This is a genomic window from Nitrosomonas sp. GH22, assembly GCF_009833115.1.
In the GTDB taxonomy this organism is placed as follows: Bacteria; Pseudomonadota; Gammaproteobacteria; order Burkholderiales; family Nitrosomonadaceae; genus Nitrosomonas; species Nitrosomonas eutropha.
Genome location: NZ_QRCA01000013.1, coordinates 98,761 through 119,267, shown reverse-complemented (window position 1 = coordinate 119,267; position 20,507 = coordinate 98,761). Strand labels below are relative to the sequence as shown.

Sequence of the window (20,507 nt, the reverse complement as noted above, 5' to 3'; positions counted from 1 at the left end):
AATTCCTGGAAGAAAATCTTCTCAGGCCTCACTGTGCACGTAATTCCAGGATCTCGACAGCGGGTAGTTTTTTTCCTTCTAAGAATTCCAGGAATGCACCTCCGGCAGTGGATATGTATGAAACCTTATCGTAAATATCATACTTCTGAATGGCGGCAATCGTGTCACCACCGCCTGCCAGGGTGAAAGCATCAGTTTCAGCAATTGCCTTGGCGATTGCGTGTGTCCCTTCTCCAAACTGATCAAATTCAAACACGCCAACGGGGCCATTCCAGACAACTGTGCCGGCCTTCATGATGATGTTAACCAGTTCTTGAGTGCTCTTGGGGCCGATATCAAAAATCATGTCATCATCGGAAACAGCATTTGCTTCTTTTAGAACAGCAGGTTCATCTGCAGCAAATTTTTTTCCGACAACGACATCAATCGCGATGGGAATCGTTGCATTACGCTGATTCATTTTATCCATCAGGGATTTCGCTATAGGTACCAGTTCATCCTCACACAGAGACTTTCCAACATTGTTCCCAGCAGCCTTGAGGAAAGTATTAGCAATTCCTCCACCAACCACAAGTTGATCAACTTTCTCAGTAAGTGATTCCAGAACAGTCAATTTGGTGGAAACTTTGGATCCTCCTACAATTGCTACCAGTGGGCGTGCTGGCTGGTGCAAGGCTTTGGTTAAAGCATCCAATTCCTCGGTAAGTAAAATGCCAGCACAGGCAACTGGTGCATATTTGGCTACACCGTGTGTTGAGGCTTCTGCACGATGCGCTGTACCAAAAGCATCCATAACAAAGACATCACACAAATTGGCATATTTTTTTGCTGTTTCTTCAAGATTTTTTTTCTCACCTTTATTAATTCGGCAATTTTCCAAAATTACCAGCTCTCCGGGCGCAACTTCGAATCCACCATCAACCCAATCCTTGATCAATCGGACAGTTGTTCCCAGTCTCCGGCTAATATCATTGGCAACTGGCTGAAGAGAATTTTCCATGGTCCACACGCCTTCTTCCGGACGCCCCAGATGGGAAGTTACCATTACTCTTGCTCCCTGCTTCAGGCAATGATTTATAGTTGCCATGGATGCAGTAATGCGTGCATCTGAAGTCACCTTACCTTCTTTCACAGGAACATTCAGATCAGAGCGGATAAAAACACGTTTATTCTTCAGATCTAGATCGACAAGTTTAATAACTGACACATTGGCTCCATATTTTAGATAACTTGCTGATTTTATAAGATAATCAGATGGAAATTAATTAGTTGTTGAATTGAGAAGGACGATAAAAATATAGATGCATCTGTTCATAGAAGCGGCAATATCAAGATTAATTTCTTCTATAGATCATCAACTGATTTATCTGCAATTTCTTGCCCGGATTGGGATGAAAAATAGCTTTCTTGTTTATTGAAGCAACAAAGCTGTAACCAGTAGGGAACTGGTTACAGCACAATTTCCAGGGTAAGAAATAAACAACCAACCCCAGTGGTTTATTCCATGAAAAATATATCTTTAGCTTTAATTATTACGGCCAGCGATAACTCGTACCATTTCCAGTACCTTGCAGGAATAACCCCATTCGTTGTCATACCAGGCAACAACTTTCACAAAATTCTTATCCAGCTGAATGCCGGCTTCTGCATCAAACACTGATGTATGGGTTTCTCCACGAAAATCAGTGGAAACCACTTTTTGATCAGTGTAGCCTAATACACCTTTCATGGAGCCTTCAGAAGCTGTTTTCATTGCCTTACGAATTTCGTCGTAAGATGCATCTTTTTCCAGTTCCACTGTTAAATCTACAACCGAGACGTCAGAAGTGGGTACGCGAAAGGCCATGCCGGTTAACTTCTTATTTAATTCAGGAATAACCACACCAACTGCTTTGGCTGCGCCCGTAGAGGAAGGAATAATATTTTCGAGAATTCCGCGTCCACCACGCCAATCTTTATTGGAAGGGCCATCAACTGTTTTTTGTGTTGCCGTGGCAGCATGAACAGTCGTCATCAAACCACGCTTGATACCCCAAGTATCATTCAATACTTTTGCGATCGGGGCCAGGCAGTTGGTAGTACATGATGCATTGGAAATGATTGCTTCACCCTGATATGTTTTATCGTTGACACCATAAACATACATTGGCGTATCATCCTTGGATGGCGCAGTCATGACGACTTTAGGAGCGCCTGCCTTGATATGTTTTTCACAGAGTTCTTTGGTCAGGAACAATCCGGTGGATTCCACCACGACATCAACCTTGACTTCACCCCAGTTCAGTTCTTCTGGATCCTTGGTGGCAGTTAAGCGAATTTTCTTGCCATTAACTATCAAATTATTACCGTCAACAGATACATCTCCTTTGAAACGACCATGAACGGAATCATGTAATAACATATAGGCGAGATAATCCGGTTCCAGTAAATCGTTGATTGCGACAACTTCTATGTCATCAAACTCTTCTATAGAAGCACGAAAAACCATCCGTCCGATACGACCAAAACCATTAATGCCAACTCTAATTGCCATCCCTTTATCTCCGTATTTTTTACTAAAAACCTGTTTTGCAGACAAGAAAAGAACTTTCCGCGTTTATATAATTCTTTTTACCGCGTTTACGACATTTTCAACAGTAAAGCCAAAATATTCGAATAATTCTTCTGCAGGAGCTGATTCACCGAATTTATCGATTCCAACCACTTCTCCTTCAAGTCCGACGTATTTACGCCAGAAATCGGTTACACCGGCCTCTACAGCCACGCGTCTAATTCCCTTTGGCAAGACACTATCCCGGTACGCCAGATCCTGTTTATCAAAAATATTGGTACAGGGCATTGATACAACACGTACTGCAACACCGTTTTCAGCTAGAACCTTCTGTGCGCCCATTGCAAGTCCAACTTCTGAGCCAGTTGCTATGATAATTACTCGCGGGTTTCCATTTGCTGCTTCAGAAAGAATGTATCCTCCTTTCTTAATCAGGCTGATCGTTGCTGCATCTCGTTTCTGGAAAGGCAGATTCTGGCGGCTGAATATGAGAGACGTGGGGCCTTCTCTGCGTTCTATAGCAGCCACCCATGAAACGATAGATTCAACTGTATCACATGGGCGCCATACATCCATATTGGGGGCCATGCGTAATGTGGCGGTTTGTTCAACCGGTTGATGAGTTGGTCCATCCTCACCCAGCCCGATTGAATCATGGGTAAATACAAAAATATTGCGAATTTTCATTAATGCTGCCATACGTAAGGCATTTCTGGCATATTCTGAAAACATCAGGAAGGTTCCACCGTAGGGGATAATTCCGCCATGCAGTGACAGGCCGTTCATGATTGCACTCATACCGAATTCCCGTACACCGTAGTGAATATAATTTCCAGTAGTATTGCCGCTGGTTACTTTGGATCCTGACCACATGGTGAGATTGGAGCCAGTGAGATCGGCTGATCCACCGATCAGCTCGGGCAGTACCGGCGCTAGCGCCTCAATTGAATTTTGTGATGCTTTTCTGGTAGCGATACTTTCTTCTCTGGCGTTAATCTGACTGATAATTCCCTCAACATGATCAACCCATTTGATAGGTAACTCACCGGCCATTCTGCGAGTAAATTCGACAGCTTCGGCAGGGTATTTTTTGCTGTATTCCGCGAACATGGTGTTCCAGGCGGACTCCAACGCCTGGCCTTTGGTACGGGCATCCCATGCATCATAAACTTCTTGTGGAATTTCAAACGGCAGATAATTCCAGCCAATATGAGGACGGGCAGCAGCAATTTCATCTTTTCCGAGTGCCGCTCCGTGAATGGAGCTGGTGTTGGCCTTATTGGGTGAACCCATCCCGATTACTGTTTTGCAGCAGATCAGTGTGGGCTTGTCCTGTACTTTCTTGGCTGTTTCAATGGCTGCTTGTATTGCCACGGGGTCGTGCCCATTAACATTTGGAACAACATGCCAGCCATAAGATTCGAAACGTTTCGGAGTGTTGTCTGTAAACCATCCTTCGACATGCCCGTCAATTGAGATGCCGTTATCATCATAAAAGCAAATTAGCTTGCCTAATTGCAGTGTTCCTGCCAGCGAACAAGCCTCATGTGAAATGCCTTCCATCAGGCAACCGTCCCCCAGAAATACATAGGTGTGATGATCCATGATCGGGAAATAAGGCCGGTTGAATTCTTCCGCCAGAATTTTTTCGGCCAGTGCCATACCGACAGCATTGGTAAGGCCTTGCCCCAGCGGCCCTGTTGTAGTTTCAACGCCTGGGGTATAACCATACTCAGGATGTCCGGGAGTTTTTGAATGAAGCTGCCGGAAATTTTTTATATCTTCAATGGACAGATCATAACCAGTGAGGTGGAGCAGCGCATATATCAGCATGGAGCCATGCCCGTTTGATAATACAAAACGATCACGGTCTGCCCACTCGGGGTTTGCCGGATTGTGGCGCATGTGGTGAATCCATAACACTTCTGCAATTTCTGCCATACCCATTGGCATGCCCGGGTGACCGGAATTGGCTTTCTGGACTGCATCCATGGCCAATGCGCGAATTGCACTGGTCAAATTATTGAATACTGGTGCACCAAAGTCGTTGAATGCTTCCTTCATTTGCTCTCGTCCTCGATTATTCAAAAACTGAAACTGCCGCCCGCAATGTGATGCACCACATGATGACCAACAAAAACCGGCAAAAGAGGCCATTATCTCTTAAGACTGGTCAGTTCACAATACAGGATGCAATTTCTCTTGGGCTTCCTGGTTGTCAGCCGGATTTTAAGATGAAGGTCGTGGTAAAATAATTAATTGGAGGGTATTATCCCGCTTCTTAATTTCTGCAGTCTGTCATCCAGGGAAGAGTGGCCGAGTGGTTGAAGGCACTGGTCTTGAAAACCAGCAACAGGAAACTGTTCGTGGGTTCGAATCCCACCTCTTCCGCCATTCATGGTTTTATGAGGATATGCTTGGGGTTGCGTTTTTTGAATGGATAAAGATGGTGTCAACGTATCCTGATCCGGCAACTCTTGGATTTTTCTTGGCGTCAGCTTGATGGAGATAATATTCTTCTATCCGGAAAGACTGGATGGTTGCACAAGATTCTTAACGGGCAAAAAATCAAGACATTGGCTGGTATAAAAAAATGGAGAAAATTTAATAATGAGTGTTCCTCTTTTGCAGCAATACCGGGTAGGCAGTTATATACTGAAACAAAAACTCCGGGGTAATAAGCGGTATCCGCTGGTGCTGATGCTTGAGCCGTTATTTCAGTGTAACCTGGCTTGTGCGGGTTGTGGCAAGATTGATTACCCGGAAGAAACGTTACGTCGTCGTCTAAGTGTGGATGAGTGTTTGCATGCCGTAGATGAATGTGGAGCGCCAGTTGTTTCCATTGCAGGGGGTGAGCCGCTTATCCACAAGGAAATGCCGCAAATTGTGCAAGGCATCATTCAACGTAAAAAATTCGTATATCTTTGCACCAATGCACTGCTATTAGACGCTCGTATGGACGACTATCAGCCTTCTCCCTATCTGACATTCTCCATTCATCTTGATGGAAACCGGGAGCGGCATGATGCGTCGGTATGTAGAGAGGGAGTGTATGACAAGGTTATTCCGGTGATTGAGCAGGCGCTTCAGCGAGGTTTTAGGGTGACTGTCAACTGCACCTTGTTTCAGAGCGAAACAGCTGAGGAAGTGGCCGCGTTTTTTGATACCGCAACAGAACTTGGTGTTGAAGGAATTAATGTATCCCCTGGGTTCAGCTATGAGCACGCACCACGGCAGGATGTGTTTCTACAAAGGTCGGTAAGCAAACGGCTGTTCCGTTCGATTTTCCAGATTGGAAAAAAGCGCAAGACCCCCTGGAGATTCAATCATTCCAGCCTGTACTTGGATTTTCTCGCCGGCAATCAAAACTACCAATGTACTCCGTGGGGAAATCCCACACGCAACTTATTTGGTTGGCAAAGGCCTTGTTACCTGCTGGTGGATGAAGGCTATGCAGCAAACTTCCGGGAATTGATGGAAGAGACCGATTGGGATCGGTATGGTGTTGGGAATAACCCTAAGTGTGCAAATTGCATGGCGCATTGCGGGTTTGAGCCTACTGCCATTAACGATACTTTTGCTCATCCTTTTAAGGCATTACGAGTCAGCATGCGCGGCCCGCGTGTAGAGGGACCCATGGCGCTGGATCCGCTGCAAACAAACAATGGATCGCAGCATGATACAAATAAACGGAAACCCTTTCCCGTGTCAGTAACTGTTGAACATAAGACCATTGCGCCGGCACCAGATCATTCGTCCGGTCCGGATAATTAATATTTTTTCCTGGCCTGAGAAAAGTCGTATTCCCGCTTATCGGAAGTCATGATTACATTGATAATGTATATGACTTTGGCAGGCGTATTTTGCTGGTGGGCTATCCTGCTGGCTCCGTGGCGGGCCTGGAGTGTTCGGGAACAGCTCGAACCTTCAATTGGTGTAGAAGTAAATCGGTTCTTCAGCGATGTCACAGTTCTGATTCCTGCACGTAACGAAGCACAGTTTATCGATCAGACTCTGAGCAAGCTTCAAGCTCAAGGTGAGGATTTGCGGATTATTGTAATTGATGATCAATCGGAAGATCGTACTGCAACCCTGGCGAAGAGACCAGGGATAGAGATTATCTCTGGTACAACCCCGCCTAAAAACTGGAGTGGAAAGTTATGGGCGTTGGATCAGGGGCTGCAGCAGGTGCGTACGCAGTATACTTTGTTGCTGGATGCAGATATCAGCTTGTCACCTGGTATTTTGGAGGCTTTGTTAAATAAGGCGCATCAGGAAAATTTATCGCTAGTGTCGTTAATGGCTGAGCTGCCAGTCAAGCGTTTCTCCGAACACCTGCTGGTGCCAGCTTTTATATTTTTCTTCAAACTGTTATATCCATTTAGGCTATCTAATAAACCAGAGTCCCGTATGGCTGCTGCTGCGGGCGGGTGCATTCTGGTCAAAACCAGTGTGCTGAAATCTATTAATGCTTTTACCAGTATTCACAATGCGCTAATTGATGACTGTACGCTGGCCGCTTTGGTTAAACAGGCCGGTTTTAAAACCTGGATCGGACTTAGTCATGCTGTTCAAAGTCATCGAGGCTATGACAGTCTCGCTGCCATCTGGAACACCGTTGCCCGTACTGCATTTACGCAACTGCATTATTCATTGTTGCTGCTGTTTCTGTGTACGTTGATCATGACCAGTATGTTCTGGTGCGCGCCATTGTCTGCGATTATTTATGCGGATAAGATTTTTGTGGCCAGCAGTGTGCTTACCTGGCTGGCCATGCTGATTGTTTATACACCCGTACTCAGATTTTATCGAAGCTCGCTACTCTGGGGTGTCGCATTGCCTGTAACTGGCACGCTATACCTGCTGATGACCTGGACATCTGCGTTCAGATACTGGCGAGGAATACGGGCTCACTGGAAAAATCGACGCTATGAAGCTTCTGAACACAACTAACAGAGTATTTAAGCTATTGGTGGTTGCCATGCTGGTGATGACTGCTGCTGGATTGCAGGCAGAGTCATCTAAAAGCGATGGTACCGAGGTGGTGATTACTCTGCAGAATGGTTTGATCCAGGCTATGCAACAGGGCCAGAAAATTGGCTATAGCGGTCGCCTGAAGCTTCTTACCCCCATCATTCAACAGACACATGATCTTGCAGCAATTATCCGTTCTGTGCTGGGCGCGCACTGGGCAAAACTCAACTCTGATCAGCAGCAGGCTATTAGCCAGGCATTTCAGGAAAACAGCATTGCGACCTACGCAGACCGGTTTAGCCAGTATGATGGCGAGCAGTTCAAAATTGTTGAACGGACACAGCTTCCGCGAGGACGGATACTGGTTCGCAGCCAACTCATTCGTACCGATGGTAATCCTGTTAATTTTGATTATGTGATGGACAAGACCAGTGAAGGCTGGCGCATTATCAATATTGTAGTTGATGGAGTTAGCGATCTGGCCTTGAAACGGGCTGAATACAACGCCGTGTTGCAAAAAAATGGTATCGCCGCCCTGATTGATATGCTGGAACAAAAAACTGCTTATATTGAGCAGAGCCATCAGTAATTCTTGCGCAGCAATTGCTTTGCCCGTATGGGTATAACCTGAATATTTCACCACTAAAGTAGTTTATACATGGAACAATTCGCAAAGGAAACATTGCCCGTCAGTCTTGAGGATGAGATGAAGCGCTCTTACCTCGATTATGCGATGAGCGTTATCGTAGGACGAGCCTTGCCTGATGTGCGTGATGGGTTGAAACCGGTACACCGGCGTGTGCTTTACGCCATGCATGAACTATCCAATGATTGGAACCGGCCATATAAAAAATCCGCACGTATCGTTGGTGATGTGATTGGTAAGTATCACCCGCATGGTGATACAGCTGTCTATGACACGATCGTGCGTATGGCACAACCTTTTTCTCTGCGTTACATGCTGATAGACGGGCAGGGTAATTTTGGCTCGATTGATGGCGATAATGCAGCAGCTATGCGCTACACCGAAATCAGAATGTCGCGCATTGCCCATGAGTTGCTGGCCGACCTGGATAAAAGTACTGTTGATTTTGGCCCCAACTATGATGGCTCCGAACAGGAGCCATTGATTCTACCGGCAAAAATACCCAACTTGCTGATTAATGGTTCATCCGGTATTGCGGTGGGTATGGCAACCAACATCCCGCCTCATAATATCAGCGAAGTGATTGATGCTTGCTTGCTGTTGCTAAGTGATCCAGATATCGATATCACTGGGTTGATGGCTTGTATTCCGGCCCCCGATTTTCCAACTGCCGGCATCATTTACGGTATATCTGGTATCAAGGATGGATACCAGACTGGAAGAGGGCGCGTCATTATGCGTGCCCGAACGCATTTTGAAGAGCTCGATAAAGGAAATCGCCACAGTATCATTATCGATGAATTACCTTATCAGGTGAACAAGGCCAATCTATTGGTACGTATCGGAGAGCTGGTAAGAGATAAAAGGATAGAGGGTATTTCAGATTTGCGCGATGAATCGGATAAATCCGGTATGCGCGTGGTCATTGAACTCAAGCGTGGAGAGGTACCTGAGGTTATCCTGAACAATCTGTACAAAGAGACGCAGATGCAGGATACATTTGGCATAAATATGGTGGCGCTGGTCGATGGACAGCCGCGTTTGCTCAATCTGAAGCAGATGCTGGATTATTTCCTACGTCATCGTCGCGAAGTTATAACACGGCGCACCGTATTTGAACTCAGGAAAGCGCGGGAACGTGGCCATTTACTGGAAGGATTGGCAGTCGCGTTATCTAACGTCGATGAGATTATTGCCTTGATCAAGGCAGCCCCGACTCCGGCTGAAGCTAAAAGAGGATTGATGGCCAGAACATGGCGGTCATCCCTGGTTGAAGAAATGCTCCGCCGTGCAATGATTGATGCAGCCGCATTTCGTCCTGAAACACTGGCAACCGGGTTCGGGATGTCAAACCAGGAATATCGCTTATCCGATGCGCAAGCCCAGGCGATTCTTGATCTCAGGTTGCAACGTCTTACCGGACTGGAGCAGGAAAAAATTGTCTCCGAGTATAAAGAGATACTGGATAAAATTCGGGACCTCCTCAATATGTTGGCAAATTCAGAACGTATCACTGCTATTATTATTGAAGAATTGACGGCTATCAAAGGGCAGTTCGGCGATCCCAGGCGCAGTGAGGTAGTGATCGATGCACAAGATTTAAGTACGGAAGATCTGATTACACCCACTGATATGGTAGTGACTCTGTCACACGCAGGCTACATTAAATCTCAGTTGCTTGACGATTACCAGGCACAGAAACGTGGAGGACGTGGTAAGCAAGCGATTACTACTCGCGAGGATGATTTCATTGATAATCTGTTTATTGCCAATACCCATGATTTTATCCTGTGTTTCTCCAGCCTCGGGCGGGTTTACTGGATAAAGGTATACAACGTGCCGCAAGGCAGCCGTACTTCCCGCGGCAGGCCCATTAATAACCTTGTCCCATTGGAACAGCATGAAAAGATCAATGCTGTTCTGCCGGTCAAGTCATTTGATGATACCCGCTACGTATTTATGGCAACTGCTGGTGGTACAGTCAAGAAAACACCGTTATCAGAGTTTTCCCGGCCACGGACCAATGGGATCATTGCGGTCGCTCTGGATGAAGGGGATTATCTGATTGGTGTTGCGCTTACCGAAGGCAAGCATGACGTCATGCTTTTTTCTGATGCAGGCAAGGCAATGCGTTTCGATGAAAATGATGTGCGCCCGACCGGACGTAATGCGCGCGGGGTCAGGGGCATGAAGCTTGGGGCAGAACAAAAAGTTATCTCTCTGCTGGTTGCAGATAGTGAAAATATGACAGTATTGACCGCAACTGAGAATGGTTATGGAAAACGCACCTCCATTACTGAATATACCCGGCATAACCGAGGTACTCAGGGTATGATCGCGATCAATACCAATAAACGTAATGGTAAAGTTGTCGCTGCGCAACTCGTTGAACCCAATGATGAAATCATGTTAATTACCACTGGAGGTGTCATGATTCGTACTCGTGTCAGTGAAATTCGTGAAATGGGCCGGGCAACTCAGGGGGTTATACTGATTAATCTGGATGCCGGCGAGAAACTTGCTGGACTGGAAAGAATCGTTGAAACGGATGAGAACTAATTCAACCCGGTGACACAATGAGGAAAATATACAATTTCAGTGCAGGACCGGCTGTTTTGCCGGAGGAAGTATTGGAACAGGCTCGCGAGGAAATGCTGGACTGGCATGGTAGTGGCATGTCGGTCATGGAGATGAGTCATCGCGGGAAAGAATTCATGTCCATAGTAGATAAAGCCGAATCCGATTTGCGTGAGTTGGCGAATATTCCCGCTAACTACAAAGTACTCTTTCTTCAGGGAGGGGCGTCCAGTCAGTTTGCCGTGGTGCCGATGAATCTGCTTGAAGGAAATACTCAAGCAGATTATGTTCATACCGGCCAATGGTCAAAAAAAGCCGCCTCTGAGGCGGGTCAATACTGCTCTGTTCATATCACTGCATCATCGGAACAAGATGGCTTCAACTCCGTTCCCCCGCTGGAACAATGGCATATTTCATCTGATACAGCCTATGTGCACTATACGCCCAACGAAACGATCGGTGGAGTTGAATTCCAGTGGACGCCTGATTTATCTGTGGCCCCTGGTGGCAATGGCAATATTCCCTTGGTCGCTGATATGTCGTCCAATTTCCTGTCGCGGCCATTTGATGTCAGTAAATTCGGGTTGATTTACGCCGGAGCACAGAAAAATGTGGGCCCGGCCGGGCTGGTGATCGTGATTATCCGAGAAGATTTGCTGGCTATTCCGCCGCTTCCCCGGACTCCCACCATGTACCGCTACAAAACGCATGCGGATCAGGCCTCAATGTACAATACACCGCCCACTTATGCCATTTACATCATGGGGCTGGTCATGGAATGGTTAAAAAAACAGGGTGGATTGGTTGCGATCGAACAGCGTAATATCGCCAAGGCTAAACTGATCTATGATCTGATTGATGCCAGTAGTTTCTACCATTGTCCGGTCAACCGATTAGATCGATCGAGGATGAATATTCCATTCACACTAAGTGATTCCAGTCTTGATGAGGTATTCCTGAAACAGGCGCAGGCACATGGATTGCTTCAGTTGAAAGGGCACCGATCAGTCGGTGGCATGCGTGCTTCAATCTATAATGCCATGCCATTGGAAGGGGTGCAGACACTGGCGACATTCATGCGGGAATTTGAGAAAAACCATGTCTGAAGATATTCATAAAATCTGCAAAGTTCTTACGCTAAACTCGATTGCTTCGGTCGGACTCAAGCGTTTACCTGCCAATATTTTTCAGATCAGTAGTGATATTTCCGATCCTGATGTGATACTGGTGCGTTCCCATAACATGCACGATATGGACATACCCGTAAGTGTGATTGCAATCGGTCGTGCCGGTGCTGGAACAAACAATATTCCCGTCAACCAGATGAGTGCACGCGGTATTCCGGTTTTTAATACACCTGGGGCTAATGCTAATGCAGTCAAGGAACTCGTGCTGGCAGGGATGTTAATGGCATCGCGTAATCTGATACCGGCTTTGCGTTTTGTTGAAGCGCTGGAAGGAGATGATCAATCCTTTCATTTGCAGGTTGAAGCAGGTAAAAAACAGTTTTCCGGACTGGAGCTGCCAGGGCGGACATTGGGTGTTATTGGCCTTGGCAAGATCGGGCGACCTGTGGCGGATGCTGCAATCAAACTCGGGATGAAGGTGTTGGGCTATGACCCGAAAATCACGATCGATTCAGCATGGAGCTTGTCTGCAGAAGTACAAAGAGCTAATCAGATTGAAGATTTGGTGCGCCGCAGCAATTTTATTTCATTACATGTGCCGCTTAATGAATCTACTCGGCATCTGATCAACGGCCCACTGATATCTCATATGCAGAAAAATACAATTCTGCTTAATTTTTCGCGTAATGCCATCGTTGATGAAGATGCTGTACTGGCTGGTATCAAGAGTGGAATTATCAAAAATTATGTTTGTGATTTTCCTGATCAGAAATTGAAGCAGCAACCAGCAGTTATCACCTTACCTCACCTGGGCGCCTCTACGCATGAAGCGGAGGAAAATTGCGCCATGATGATTGCTGACCAGATCATGGATTATATAGCTCACGGTAATATCAGTTATACCGTCAATTTTCCGGATGTTGTCATGGAGCGTGGAACTCCGTTCCGGGTTGCTGTGGCTAATGCCAATGTCCCTAATCTGCTGGGGCAAATATCAACCCGCATGGCGGATATCGGCCTAAATATTCATAATATGATCAATAAATCCCGTGGGGAAATGGCTTATACACTGGTCGATACTGACAGGGCTGTTCCGCCGGAAATCATTAATGCAATTGCCCAGATTACGGGTGTGTTAATGGTTCGTTATCTGCCTGTTTCAGTACCTTCCGAGCCTGAACGAGTGTAAAGCAGAAAATCCAGCCGCAATCTTATTAAATCCCTATTGATGACGGAACAGCTTACACAACTGCGCAATGAAATCGATGCAATCGACGATGAATTGCTCCGATTGATTAATACCCGTGCACGGCTTGCGCAACAGATTGGTCGACAGAAATCCGGCACGGCTTATCGCCCTGAGCGTGAGTCACAAATCTTTTCTCGTTTGCAGCAAGCAAATTCGGGGCCATTACGAGATGAGCATATCGTGCATTTGTTTACCGAAGTCATATCAATCTGTCGTGCACTGGAAGAGCCTTTAGTTGTTGCTTATCTTGGGCCACAGGGTACATTCTCGGAAGAAGCAGTGACCAAACGTTTTGGCAGCGCGGTTACCTCAATACCCTGCAGTTCAATTGACGATATTTTTCGCAAGGTTGAATCCGGTGCAGCTAATTACGGTGTTGTACCAGTCGAAAATTCGACTGAGGGGGCAGTCGGCAGAACAATGGACTTGTTGTTACTGACGCCCTTGAAGATATGTGGCGAACTTCAGCTGCCCATCCATCAGTGCCTGATGGCACAGCACGCCGATCTGGCTTCTATTCGAAGAGTTTATTCACATCCGCAATCATTTGCACAATGTCAGGCATGGCTCAATGAAAATCTGACTGCCGCTGATCGTATCAATGCTGCCAGCAATGCAGATGCTGCCCGTCAGGTTGCAGCAGATAGCAGCGCCGCTGCGATTGCCGGGAAGAAAGCTGCTGAAGTATTCGGACTGAAGATCTGTGCCACCAATATCGAGGATAGTCCGAATAATACGACACGATTTCTGGTGGTAGGTATGCAGGAAGTGGCGCCCTCCGGAAAAGATAAAACCTCACTGGCCATGGCCACGCATAATCGACCTGGTTCAGTCCATGAGCTTCTGGCGCCCTTTGCACAACATTGTGTCAGTATGACGCGTCTGGAATCGCGCCCTTCACGCGCCAGTCTGTGGGAATATGTTTTCTTTACGGATATTGAAGGGCATCAGGAAGATGAAAACGTAGCCAGGGCACTTCAGATGCTGCGCGACAATGCAACCTTTCTGAAGGTTTTCGGCTCTTATCCTGCAGCGTAAATTAATTAATTCCTGAATGTTATGAACCTTTTTGAACTGGCACCGGAATATATCCGGGCAATCCAACCCTATCAGCCGGGTAAACCGATATCGGAACTGGTCAGAGACCTTGGTCTGGATAAAAATGAAGTCATTAAACTGGCTTCCAACGAGAATCCATTGGGAACCAGTCCGTTGGCAAGAGAAGCGATGATTCAGGCGCTTAGTGAGTCTGCACGGTATCCAGATGGGAGTGGTTTTGAACTAAAAGTGGCTTTATCTGATCGTCTGGGTGTATCTGCCGAGCAAATCGTGCTGGGCAACGGCTCCAATGATGTACTTGAGCTTGCTTCCCGCATCTTTCTGCGGCCCGGTACAAGTGCAATTTATTCCCAGTATGCTTTTGCCATATATCCGCTCTTGGTTCAGGCAGCAGGTGCCAGAGGCATTACTGTTCCTGCCAGAAATTATGGGCACGACCTGGAAGCCATGCTGGATGCTATTACACCAGAAACACGCATCATATTTATTGCGAATCCTAATAATCCGACCGGCACCTTGTGCGATGCCAGAGATCTATTGCGTTTTATAGAACGTGTTTCGCCGGATGTACTTGTTATTCTGGATCAAGCTTATGATGAATATCTGCCAGAAGCGAACAAGACCAACAGTGTCGCATGGTTGAAAAATTTCCAGAATCTGGTTATCACGCATACTTTCTCCAAGGCTTATGGTCTGGCCAGCGTACGTGTTGGTTTTGCACTGGCGCATGCTGATATTGCCAATCTGATGAACCGTATCCGACAGCCTTTCAATGTCAACAGCATTGGTTTGGCGGCTGCTCAGGCAGCCCTCGACGATGTTGAATTTGTCAAACTTTCCTACATGACAAACCGGACCGGTATGCAGCGGATGATCGCTGGTTTGGATCGGCTGGGTGTCGGCTTTATCCCTTCTTTTGGTAATTTTGTCAGTATCCAGATTGACGGTCATCAGGCCGATACCCTGAAAATTTACAAAAGTCTGTTGCAGCAAGGGGTCATTGTGCGTCCATTGGGTAATTACGGCATGCCCAATCATTTGCGGGTGACTATCGGGATTGAGGAAGAAAATAAGAGATTCCTGTATGCGCTGGAACAAGCGTTGAAAGAATCCGACTAATCACCCACCAACCCATACACACCGATCATGGCTTCATCCAGCATTTCAAAACTGGTTATTATCGGTGTGGGATTAATTGGTGGTTCATTTGCGCAAGCGTTGCGTCGGGCCGGCCTGGTTAAACATATCACCGGAATCGGGCGCAGCCCTGAAAACATGCAGTGCGCCCTTGAGCTGGGCATCATTGACGAACAAATCGGCGATTTTGCTGCCGCACTATCTGGTGCAGATTTTGTATTACTCGCAGTTCCTGTAAAACAGGCTGCTCGTATTTTGCAGCAGATAGCGCCTTATTTAGAAGCTCGCACTATCGTCTCCGATGTTGGCAGTACCAAGCAGAGTGTGGTTGATGCTGCTCGCGCGTACTTGGGTAAACATATCAGCTATTTTATTCCTGCCCACCCGATTGCCGGAACCGAACTCAGTGGTGCGGTAGCTGCTTCCCCTGATCTTTTTCAGAATAAACCCGTGATTCTGACGCCATTACAGGAGAACGATCAACAGGCTATTGATTACGTTACCGCCCTCTGGCGGTACTGTGGGGCCCGGGTTTCATCTATGCAACCAGAACAGCATGACCAGATACTTGCTGCTATCAGCCATCTTCCGCACATGCTGGCATTTTCGTTGATGCAGCATATCCAGACCCAGAGTCTTACCTTGAGTGAGGGAAATCCACTAGAGCTTTTACGTCTCGCAGGCAGCAGCCTGAACGGTATGACTCGCATTGCTGCCAGTTCCCCGGAAATGTGGCGGGATATCTGCCTCGATAACCGTATAGCATTACTTGCACAAATTGAAGCCTATCAATTGGAGCTATCTAAACTGCGGCAAATACTGACCGATCATGACAGTGAAGCGCTAGAAAAACTGTTTTCAGAAGCACGTGTCACCCGAAGAAACTGGTCAGCTCTCGGGAATAACTCCTGATTCTTCTGTATCCGGTTCTCCCATATCCTCAAGTATCCTGCAAGATCTAATCTGTTTTTGGTTTTTTTCTGGCGCGCGGATGTGCCTGGTCGTAGATTTTTGCTAAATGCTGAAAATCCAGGTGAGTGTAGACCTGCGTACTGCGGATACTGCTATGCCCGAGCATTTCCTGAACTGCACGCAGATCGCCGCTGGATTGCAACAAATGAGAAGCAAATGAATGGCGCAGTGTGTGCGGATGTACCCGGCTATCAAGGTTTTGCAATTGGGCACGCTGATGCAGACGGTAAGCAATTGTGCGCGGGTGGATGCGACGCCCGCGCTGTGATAAAAATAATGCCGTCTCACCCGGTATCAGCCACGCATTGCGCAGCGGTAGCCAGGCCTGTAGTGCGCGTAGCGCCAGCTCGCCAACTGGCACGATACGGGTTTTATTGCCTTTACCCGTAACGCGCACTGTGCCCCCAGTGAAATCAATATCAGTTGGTTGGAGTTGTGTTAGCTCAGTCAGACGTAATCCAGATGAATAGAACAGCTCGAATATGGCGAGATCGCGTGTTGCCAGCATATCATTAGAAGAAGGGTTGAATGTCAGCAGTTGTGCGGCTTCATCTGGCGAAAGCGCATGCGGCAGTTTATGTGGAGATTTTGGCACACGCACATCCAGGCAGGGGTTCCCGTTATGGTGATGGTGACGGATCAGATAACGATAAAATCCGCGCCAAGCGGACAGCATACGTGCCAGGCTTCTGCCGGAAAGGCCGCTACTATGTAAGCGTGCGATGAAATGGCGGATATCATGCGAGTGCAACCGGGTCAGCGAAATATCAGAAATCTTGTTGTTTCCGTTTTCATGTTGAGTGATAGTACAGCGTACCAATGCTATCAGGTCGCGCCGGTAATGATGCTGTGTTTGAACAGAAAGGCTACGCGTGCTGGACAGATAAGTCAGATATTCGCCAAGCAGCGATGGTAAGGCAGGAAGATCCTGCTCGTCATGAAGTGGATTCACGCGTGGTGGCTCCAGGAGCCTGCTGTATCAGTCGCGTAATGGAACTGCTGACCATATCTCCCAGGCGTTCCAGATAAAGCGTGCCCATGTCGGGAAAAAAACGTTCTACTTCCGGGCTGGCCATCACCAACAAGCCGAAACCGGATTGCTTCTTTAATGGGATAAGAGCAAAGGATTGCAGATATTCTGCATCCATCTCAAACCATTGCCGGATTTCATCATCTATCTCTGGCCCGCAATAAGGGTGTGGCATACCTTGTGCGAGAATATGGATGTTGCTGCTGGTTTGATTGAATTCAGGAGAAGGAAGGTCTGCCTGAGTGCCCAGTTCATCGATTTGCCATAAGCGTAACACAACGTGCGGAATAGAGAAATCTTCGCACAAATGGTACTGTAGTCCGTGCAGCATTTCGGGTAATGAATCGAAACCCAGCAACGCAACTGTCAGGCGATGCATTTTCTCGCCGATAACATCGTTTTTCTCACCGACATCTACCAGTTCTTGCAGTCTGCTCTGCAAAAGCCTGTTTTTCTCACGCAACATTGCCACCTGCCGCTCATTAATCGAAATGGCGCGACCTTCGTATGGGTGCGGGAAATAGAGAGATTCCATCAAATCAGGATTCTCCTCAAAAAACTGTGGATGATCCTGCAAATATTGCACAACTTCCTCGGATGTGGTCATGGGCGCGTATATTTCATTGTTACAGGTCAAGTATCTTACCACGGCGAGGCATCAATATGTCATGCGGAGACGGCTGTCACTCGGGTGCAAGAGCACACCCGGAGAGGATTACACAAAAAGTACTCCCTCATGTTTATTGCAAAATACCATACGTCCATCCGGGATATGGCAGTTTTCCCTGGCAAGTATTCTGGTGCATTTCCTTCTGCAGTGTCTCCTGTCATAGCGAAGCTCCTATCAATTCAGCCTGCGGCAATATGTCACATTCTCAATCTTTATTTTTAAGGGCATAATCAACTTCATTATCCGTAACACCTAGTACTCAGGTTTATATTTATGCGATATGAATATAGATTTGAAGGAAAAATATGAATTTTTTCTTTCAGATTTTTCCCTGAATAAGCTGTGTGTTCTACTGGTACAAGTTGCTTCCTCCTCTACTTTGGCCTGCCTTTTACATTGTTTTCTGTAAAATGGCAGGCTTTCTTTTTTACATCACTCATTTTTCATATTGCTTGCAGGAAAGGTGAGTATAACTGTCAGGCCGCCACCGGCCGGTTCGGAGAAATTGATGGTTGCGGTATGCAGTTGTGCAATTTCCTGGACGATAGATAAGCCCAGTCCACAACCACCACTGGCCGATCCGGGAATACGATAAAAGCGTTCAAATACTTTGTCGCGCTCTGTAACTGAAATACCGGGGCCGTTATCCTCCACCGCCAGGTAGGACCGACCGAAACGAATGCCGCTGCGGACGGTGATCGTGCTACCGGAGGGACAGTAGCGCAGCGCGTTATCAATTAAATTTCCCAGGGCCTCTCGCAACATCCAGGCGATACCCTCGGTAACTGCCGGCTCAATTTCAAAACCGAGATCAATATCCTTGAGAAGGGCACGATCAATAAAGATTGATGCTGAGCTTTCAGCCAGTTCATGCAGCGCCACTGGTTGAAAGACCTGATTGGCAGAAGCTGCCGACTCGGTTTGCGCGTAAATCAACAGCTGGGTAACCAGATGCGCGATACGTTCGACTGATTCCTCAATACGCGCCAGTCGCTCTTCGTTGCGGAGATATTTTCCTTCGGCAGCCACTAGTTCGATCTGGGTTTGCAAACCAGCTAACGGCGTGCGCAACTGATGTGCTGCATCAGCCAAAAAACGTTGCTGGGCTGCGGCAGCCAGGCGCAGTGATTCAAACAGCTCATTGAGCCGGGTAAGCATTGGGCGGATTTCGCGCGGAGCATGCTCAATATCGAGTGCACGTAAATCGCGTGGTGAGCGGCTGGCAATCTGGTTTTCAATGTGTACAAGTGGTGCCAGACCACGCCGGACACCAAAGTAGATTACCAGTAATGTTGCGACAATAATCATCAGGTTGGGGAAAGCAATTGCGGCGAGTATACGGTGGCTGGCGTGGTTCCGTTCCCGCATGGTTTCAGCTACCGTAATGGTGATTTCATCACCATTGATGACAATTCGATGCGTGGTGGCACGAATTTCTTCATCCTGGTAGATATCATCGACAAATGTCGGTCGTTCGTGCAACGATCCGGGGTAGATCGGCAGGTCGGCGTCACCGGCCAGCAGTTGTTGATCGGAGCCATGGATAGCGAAAAAAATTTTATCCATTGCATCGGAACGCAGCATGGCTTCTGCTTCGGGAGTCAGACGCAATTCGGGATTTAGGCCGGTAGTCTGGACATAGGCGGTAATATCCAGTGCTGCATCGTTTAGGGAGTGATCGTAGGCAGTATTGGCTGTTTCCTGAGCCAAGCGATAATCAAACAGGATACTGCCAGTAAATACTACAATCAAAGGGAGCAATATCCAGAGCAGCAATCGTTGCCGCAACCCCGGTGGATGAGAATGACCGGATTTCATGAGAGGCTCTGATCAATACGGTAACCGATGCCGCGAACTGTGCGAATCCCAATGCCGCCAAGCGCAATCTTGGCGCGTAGCCGCGATACATGAACTTCAATGGCATTGGGCGTGATGTTCTTGTCCCAACCGGCCAGGCTTTGCAGCAGCTTGTCTTTGCTAACTACTTTGGGTGAAGCCATCAACAGAATTTCCAGGATAGTCCATTCACGCATGGTCAAGAATAGTGGCTGGCCGTGCAGCGTGGCGGTGTGGCTACCGGTATTGAGAATCAGCTGATCATGCCGTAACTCGGTACTGGCAACCGAGTGAGCGCGGCGAATCAGTGCACGGATACGCGCCGCCAGCTCTGGTAAACGGAATGGCTTGACCATATAATCATCTGCCCCCACATCCAGACCGGCAATCGTATCCTCCATGCTACCGCGCGCAGTTAGTACTAATACAGGCAGGCGCATCTGCCGGTTGCGTAGTCGTTGTACCAGCATTAATCCATCCATATCTGGCAGGCCGATATCCACTACCACCAGATCAAAATTCTCATCCCGCAGATGGATCTCCGCACTCCCGGCTGTGTTCGCCACATCGACAGTGTAGCCCGCATTGGTCAAACCCTGTTTGATACCGCTTGCCACCAGGGAATCATCCTCGACAACCAGAATACGCATTATGTCCTCCAACCCATCTCATGATACAT

Annotated in this window: 16 protein-coding genes and 1 tRNA gene; 10 read left to right on the top strand and 7 right to left on the bottom strand. The window is 47.4% G+C overall.

Annotation, left to right across the window (positions count from 1 at the left end; translation table 11 throughout):
- Positions 1-28: 28 nt before the first annotated feature.
- The 3 genes from ABF86_RS06035 to tkt all read right to left on the bottom strand — a co-directional run bounded on the left by ABF86_RS06035 (position 29) and on the right by tkt (position 4,615).
- Complete coding sequence (locus ABF86_RS06035) at positions 29-1,207, bottom strand: phosphoglycerate kinase (RefSeq protein WP_074684765.1); 1,179 nt, start codon at positions 1,205-1,207, stop codon at positions 29-31.
- A gap of 318 nt (positions 1,208-1,525) precedes the next feature.
- Positions 1,526-2,533 carry a type I glyceraldehyde-3-phosphate dehydrogenase gene (gene gap, locus ABF86_RS06030; protein ID WP_011634628.1) on the bottom strand — a complete coding sequence of 336 codons (1,008 nt, stop codon included), beginning with the start codon at positions 2,531-2,533 and terminating at the stop codon, positions 1,526-1,528.
- Between the two features lie 63 nt (positions 2,534-2,596).
- On the bottom strand, positions 2,597-4,615 hold the full coding sequence (gene tkt, locus ABF86_RS06025) for a transketolase (protein ID WP_011634627.1): 2,019 nt from the start codon (positions 4,613-4,615) through the stop codon (positions 2,597-2,599).
- A gap of 242 nt (positions 4,616-4,857) precedes the next feature.
- Here tkt and ABF86_RS06020 point away from each other — a divergent pair.
- From ABF86_RS06020 to ABF86_RS05975, 10 genes are all read left to right on the top strand, one after another.
- A tRNA-Ser gene (locus ABF86_RS06020) sits at positions 4,858-4,945 on the top strand.
- Positions 4,946-5,161: 216 nt separating this feature from the next.
- A complete protein-coding gene (gene hpnH / locus ABF86_RS06015; protein WP_011634626.1) occupies positions 5,162-6,325 on the top strand; it encodes an adenosyl-hopene transferase HpnH in 1,164 nt (387 codons plus the stop codon).
- Positions 6,326-6,388: 63 nt separating this feature from the next.
- Positions 6,389-7,504 carry a glycosyltransferase gene (locus ABF86_RS06010; RefSeq protein WP_240142246.1) on the top strand — a complete coding sequence of 372 codons (1,116 nt, stop codon included), beginning with the start codon at positions 6,389-6,391 and terminating at the stop codon, positions 7,502-7,504.
- Positions 7,482-8,114 (top strand): ABC transporter substrate-binding protein, encoded by a 633-nt coding sequence (locus ABF86_RS06005; protein WP_240142245.1) that lies wholly within the window; start codon positions 7,482-7,484, stop codon positions 8,112-8,114. Before ABF86_RS06010 ends, ABF86_RS06005 begins: the two co-directional genes overlap by 23 nt.
- 69 nt (positions 8,115-8,183) lie before the next feature.
- Positions 8,184-10,730, top strand: a complete 2,547-nt coding sequence (gene gyrA, locus ABF86_RS06000; protein WP_074684767.1) for a DNA gyrase subunit A — start codon at positions 8,184-8,186, stop codon at positions 10,728-10,730.
- Positions 10,731-10,747: 17 nt separating this feature from the next.
- Complete coding sequence (gene serC / locus ABF86_RS05995) at positions 10,748-11,854, top strand: 3-phosphoserine/phosphohydroxythreonine transaminase (RefSeq protein WP_074684768.1); 1,107 nt, start codon at positions 10,748-10,750, stop codon at positions 11,852-11,854.
- Positions 11,847-13,064: a 3-phosphoglycerate dehydrogenase family protein gene (locus ABF86_RS05990; RefSeq protein ID WP_177162454.1), complete on the top strand. Its 1,218-nt coding sequence runs from the start codon at positions 11,847-11,849 to the stop codon at positions 13,062-13,064. The genes serC and ABF86_RS05990 overlap by 8 nt, the downstream gene beginning before the upstream one ends.
- Positions 13,065-13,103: 39 nt before the next feature.
- On the top strand, positions 13,104-14,162 hold the full coding sequence (gene pheA / locus ABF86_RS05985; RefSeq protein WP_011634620.1) for a prephenate dehydratase: 1,059 nt from the start codon (positions 13,104-13,106) through the stop codon (positions 14,160-14,162).
- Positions 14,163-14,183: 21 nt separating this feature from the next.
- Positions 14,184-15,302, top strand: a complete 1,119-nt coding sequence (gene hisC, locus ABF86_RS05980) for a histidinol-phosphate transaminase (RefSeq protein WP_011634619.1) — start codon at positions 14,184-14,186, stop codon at positions 15,300-15,302.
- Positions 15,303-15,329: 27 nt separating this feature from the next.
- On the top strand, positions 15,330-16,232 hold the full coding sequence (locus tag ABF86_RS05975; protein ID WP_083341420.1) for a prephenate dehydrogenase/arogenate dehydrogenase family protein: 903 nt from the start codon (positions 15,330-15,332) through the stop codon (positions 16,230-16,232).
- A 46-nt stretch (positions 16,233-16,278) separates the two neighbouring features.
- Here ABF86_RS05975 and xerC read toward each other — a convergent pair whose 3' ends face one another.
- From xerC to ABF86_RS05955, 4 genes are all read right to left on the bottom strand, one after another.
- Complete coding sequence (gene xerC / locus ABF86_RS05970; protein WP_074684769.1) at positions 16,279-17,244, bottom strand: tyrosine recombinase XerC; 966 nt, start codon at positions 17,242-17,244, stop codon at positions 16,279-16,281.
- Positions 17,228-17,929 (bottom strand): DUF484 family protein, encoded by a 702-nt coding sequence (locus ABF86_RS05965; RefSeq protein WP_074684770.1) that lies wholly within the window; start codon positions 17,927-17,929, stop codon positions 17,228-17,230. The genes xerC and ABF86_RS05965 overlap by 17 nt, the downstream gene beginning before the upstream one ends.
- Before the next feature lie 495 nt (positions 17,930-18,424).
- A complete protein-coding gene (locus ABF86_RS05960) occupies positions 18,425-19,810 on the bottom strand; it encodes a sensor histidine kinase (RefSeq protein ID WP_011634615.1) in 1,386 nt (461 codons plus the stop codon).
- Positions 19,807-20,478, bottom strand: a complete 672-nt coding sequence (locus ABF86_RS05955; RefSeq protein WP_074684771.1) for a response regulator — start codon at positions 20,476-20,478, stop codon at positions 19,807-19,809. The genes ABF86_RS05960 and ABF86_RS05955 overlap by 4 nt, the downstream gene beginning before the upstream one ends.
- Between the last annotated feature and the right edge of the window lie 29 nt (positions 20,479-20,507).

What these genes read in the sequence shown, in the direction of transcription:
- gap (WP_011634628.1), bottom strand. Translation starts at nt 2,533, where the DNA reads ATGGCAATTAGAGTTGGCATTAATGGTTTTGGTCGTATCGGACGGATG.
- tkt (WP_011634627.1), bottom strand. Translation starts at nt 4,615, where the DNA reads ATGAAGGAAGCATTCAACGACTTTGGTGCACCAGTATTCAATAATTTG.
- hpnH (WP_011634626.1), top strand. Translation starts at nt 5,162, where the DNA reads ATGAGTGTTCCTCTTTTGCAGCAATACCGGGTAGGCAGTTATATACTG.
- ABF86_RS06010 (WP_240142246.1), top strand. Translation starts at nt 6,389, where the DNA reads ATGTATATGACTTTGGCAGGCGTATTTTGCTGGTGGGCTATCCTGCTG.
- ABF86_RS06005 (WP_240142245.1), top strand. Translation starts at nt 7,482, where the DNA reads ATGAAGCTTCTGAACACAACTAACAGAGTATTTAAGCTATTGGTGGTT.
- gyrA (WP_074684767.1), top strand. Translation starts at nt 8,184, where the DNA reads ATGGAACAATTCGCAAAGGAAACATTGCCCGTCAGTCTTGAGGATGAG.
- serC (WP_074684768.1), top strand. Translation starts at nt 10,748, where the DNA reads ATGAGGAAAATATACAATTTCAGTGCAGGACCGGCTGTTTTGCCGGAG.
- ABF86_RS05990 (WP_177162454.1), top strand. Translation starts at nt 11,847, where the DNA reads ATGTCTGAAGATATTCATAAAATCTGCAAAGTTCTTACGCTAAACTCG.
- pheA (WP_011634620.1), top strand. Translation starts at nt 13,104, where the DNA reads ATGACGGAACAGCTTACACAACTGCGCAATGAAATCGATGCAATCGAC.
- hisC (WP_011634619.1), top strand. Translation starts at nt 14,184, where the DNA reads ATGAACCTTTTTGAACTGGCACCGGAATATATCCGGGCAATCCAACCC.
- ABF86_RS05975 (WP_083341420.1), top strand. Translation starts at nt 15,330, where the DNA reads ATGGCTTCATCCAGCATTTCAAAACTGGTTATTATCGGTGTGGGATTA.
- ABF86_RS05965 (WP_074684770.1), bottom strand. Translation starts at nt 17,929, where the DNA reads ATGACCACATCCGAGGAAGTTGTGCAATATTTGCAGGATCATCCACAG.
- ABF86_RS05960 (WP_011634615.1), bottom strand. Translation starts at nt 19,810, where the DNA reads ATGAAATCCGGTCATTCTCATCCACCGGGGTTGCGGCAACGATTGCTG.
- ABF86_RS05955 (WP_074684771.1), bottom strand. Translation starts at nt 20,478, where the DNA reads ATGCGTATTCTGGTTGTCGAGGATGATTCCCTGGTGGCAAGCGGTATC.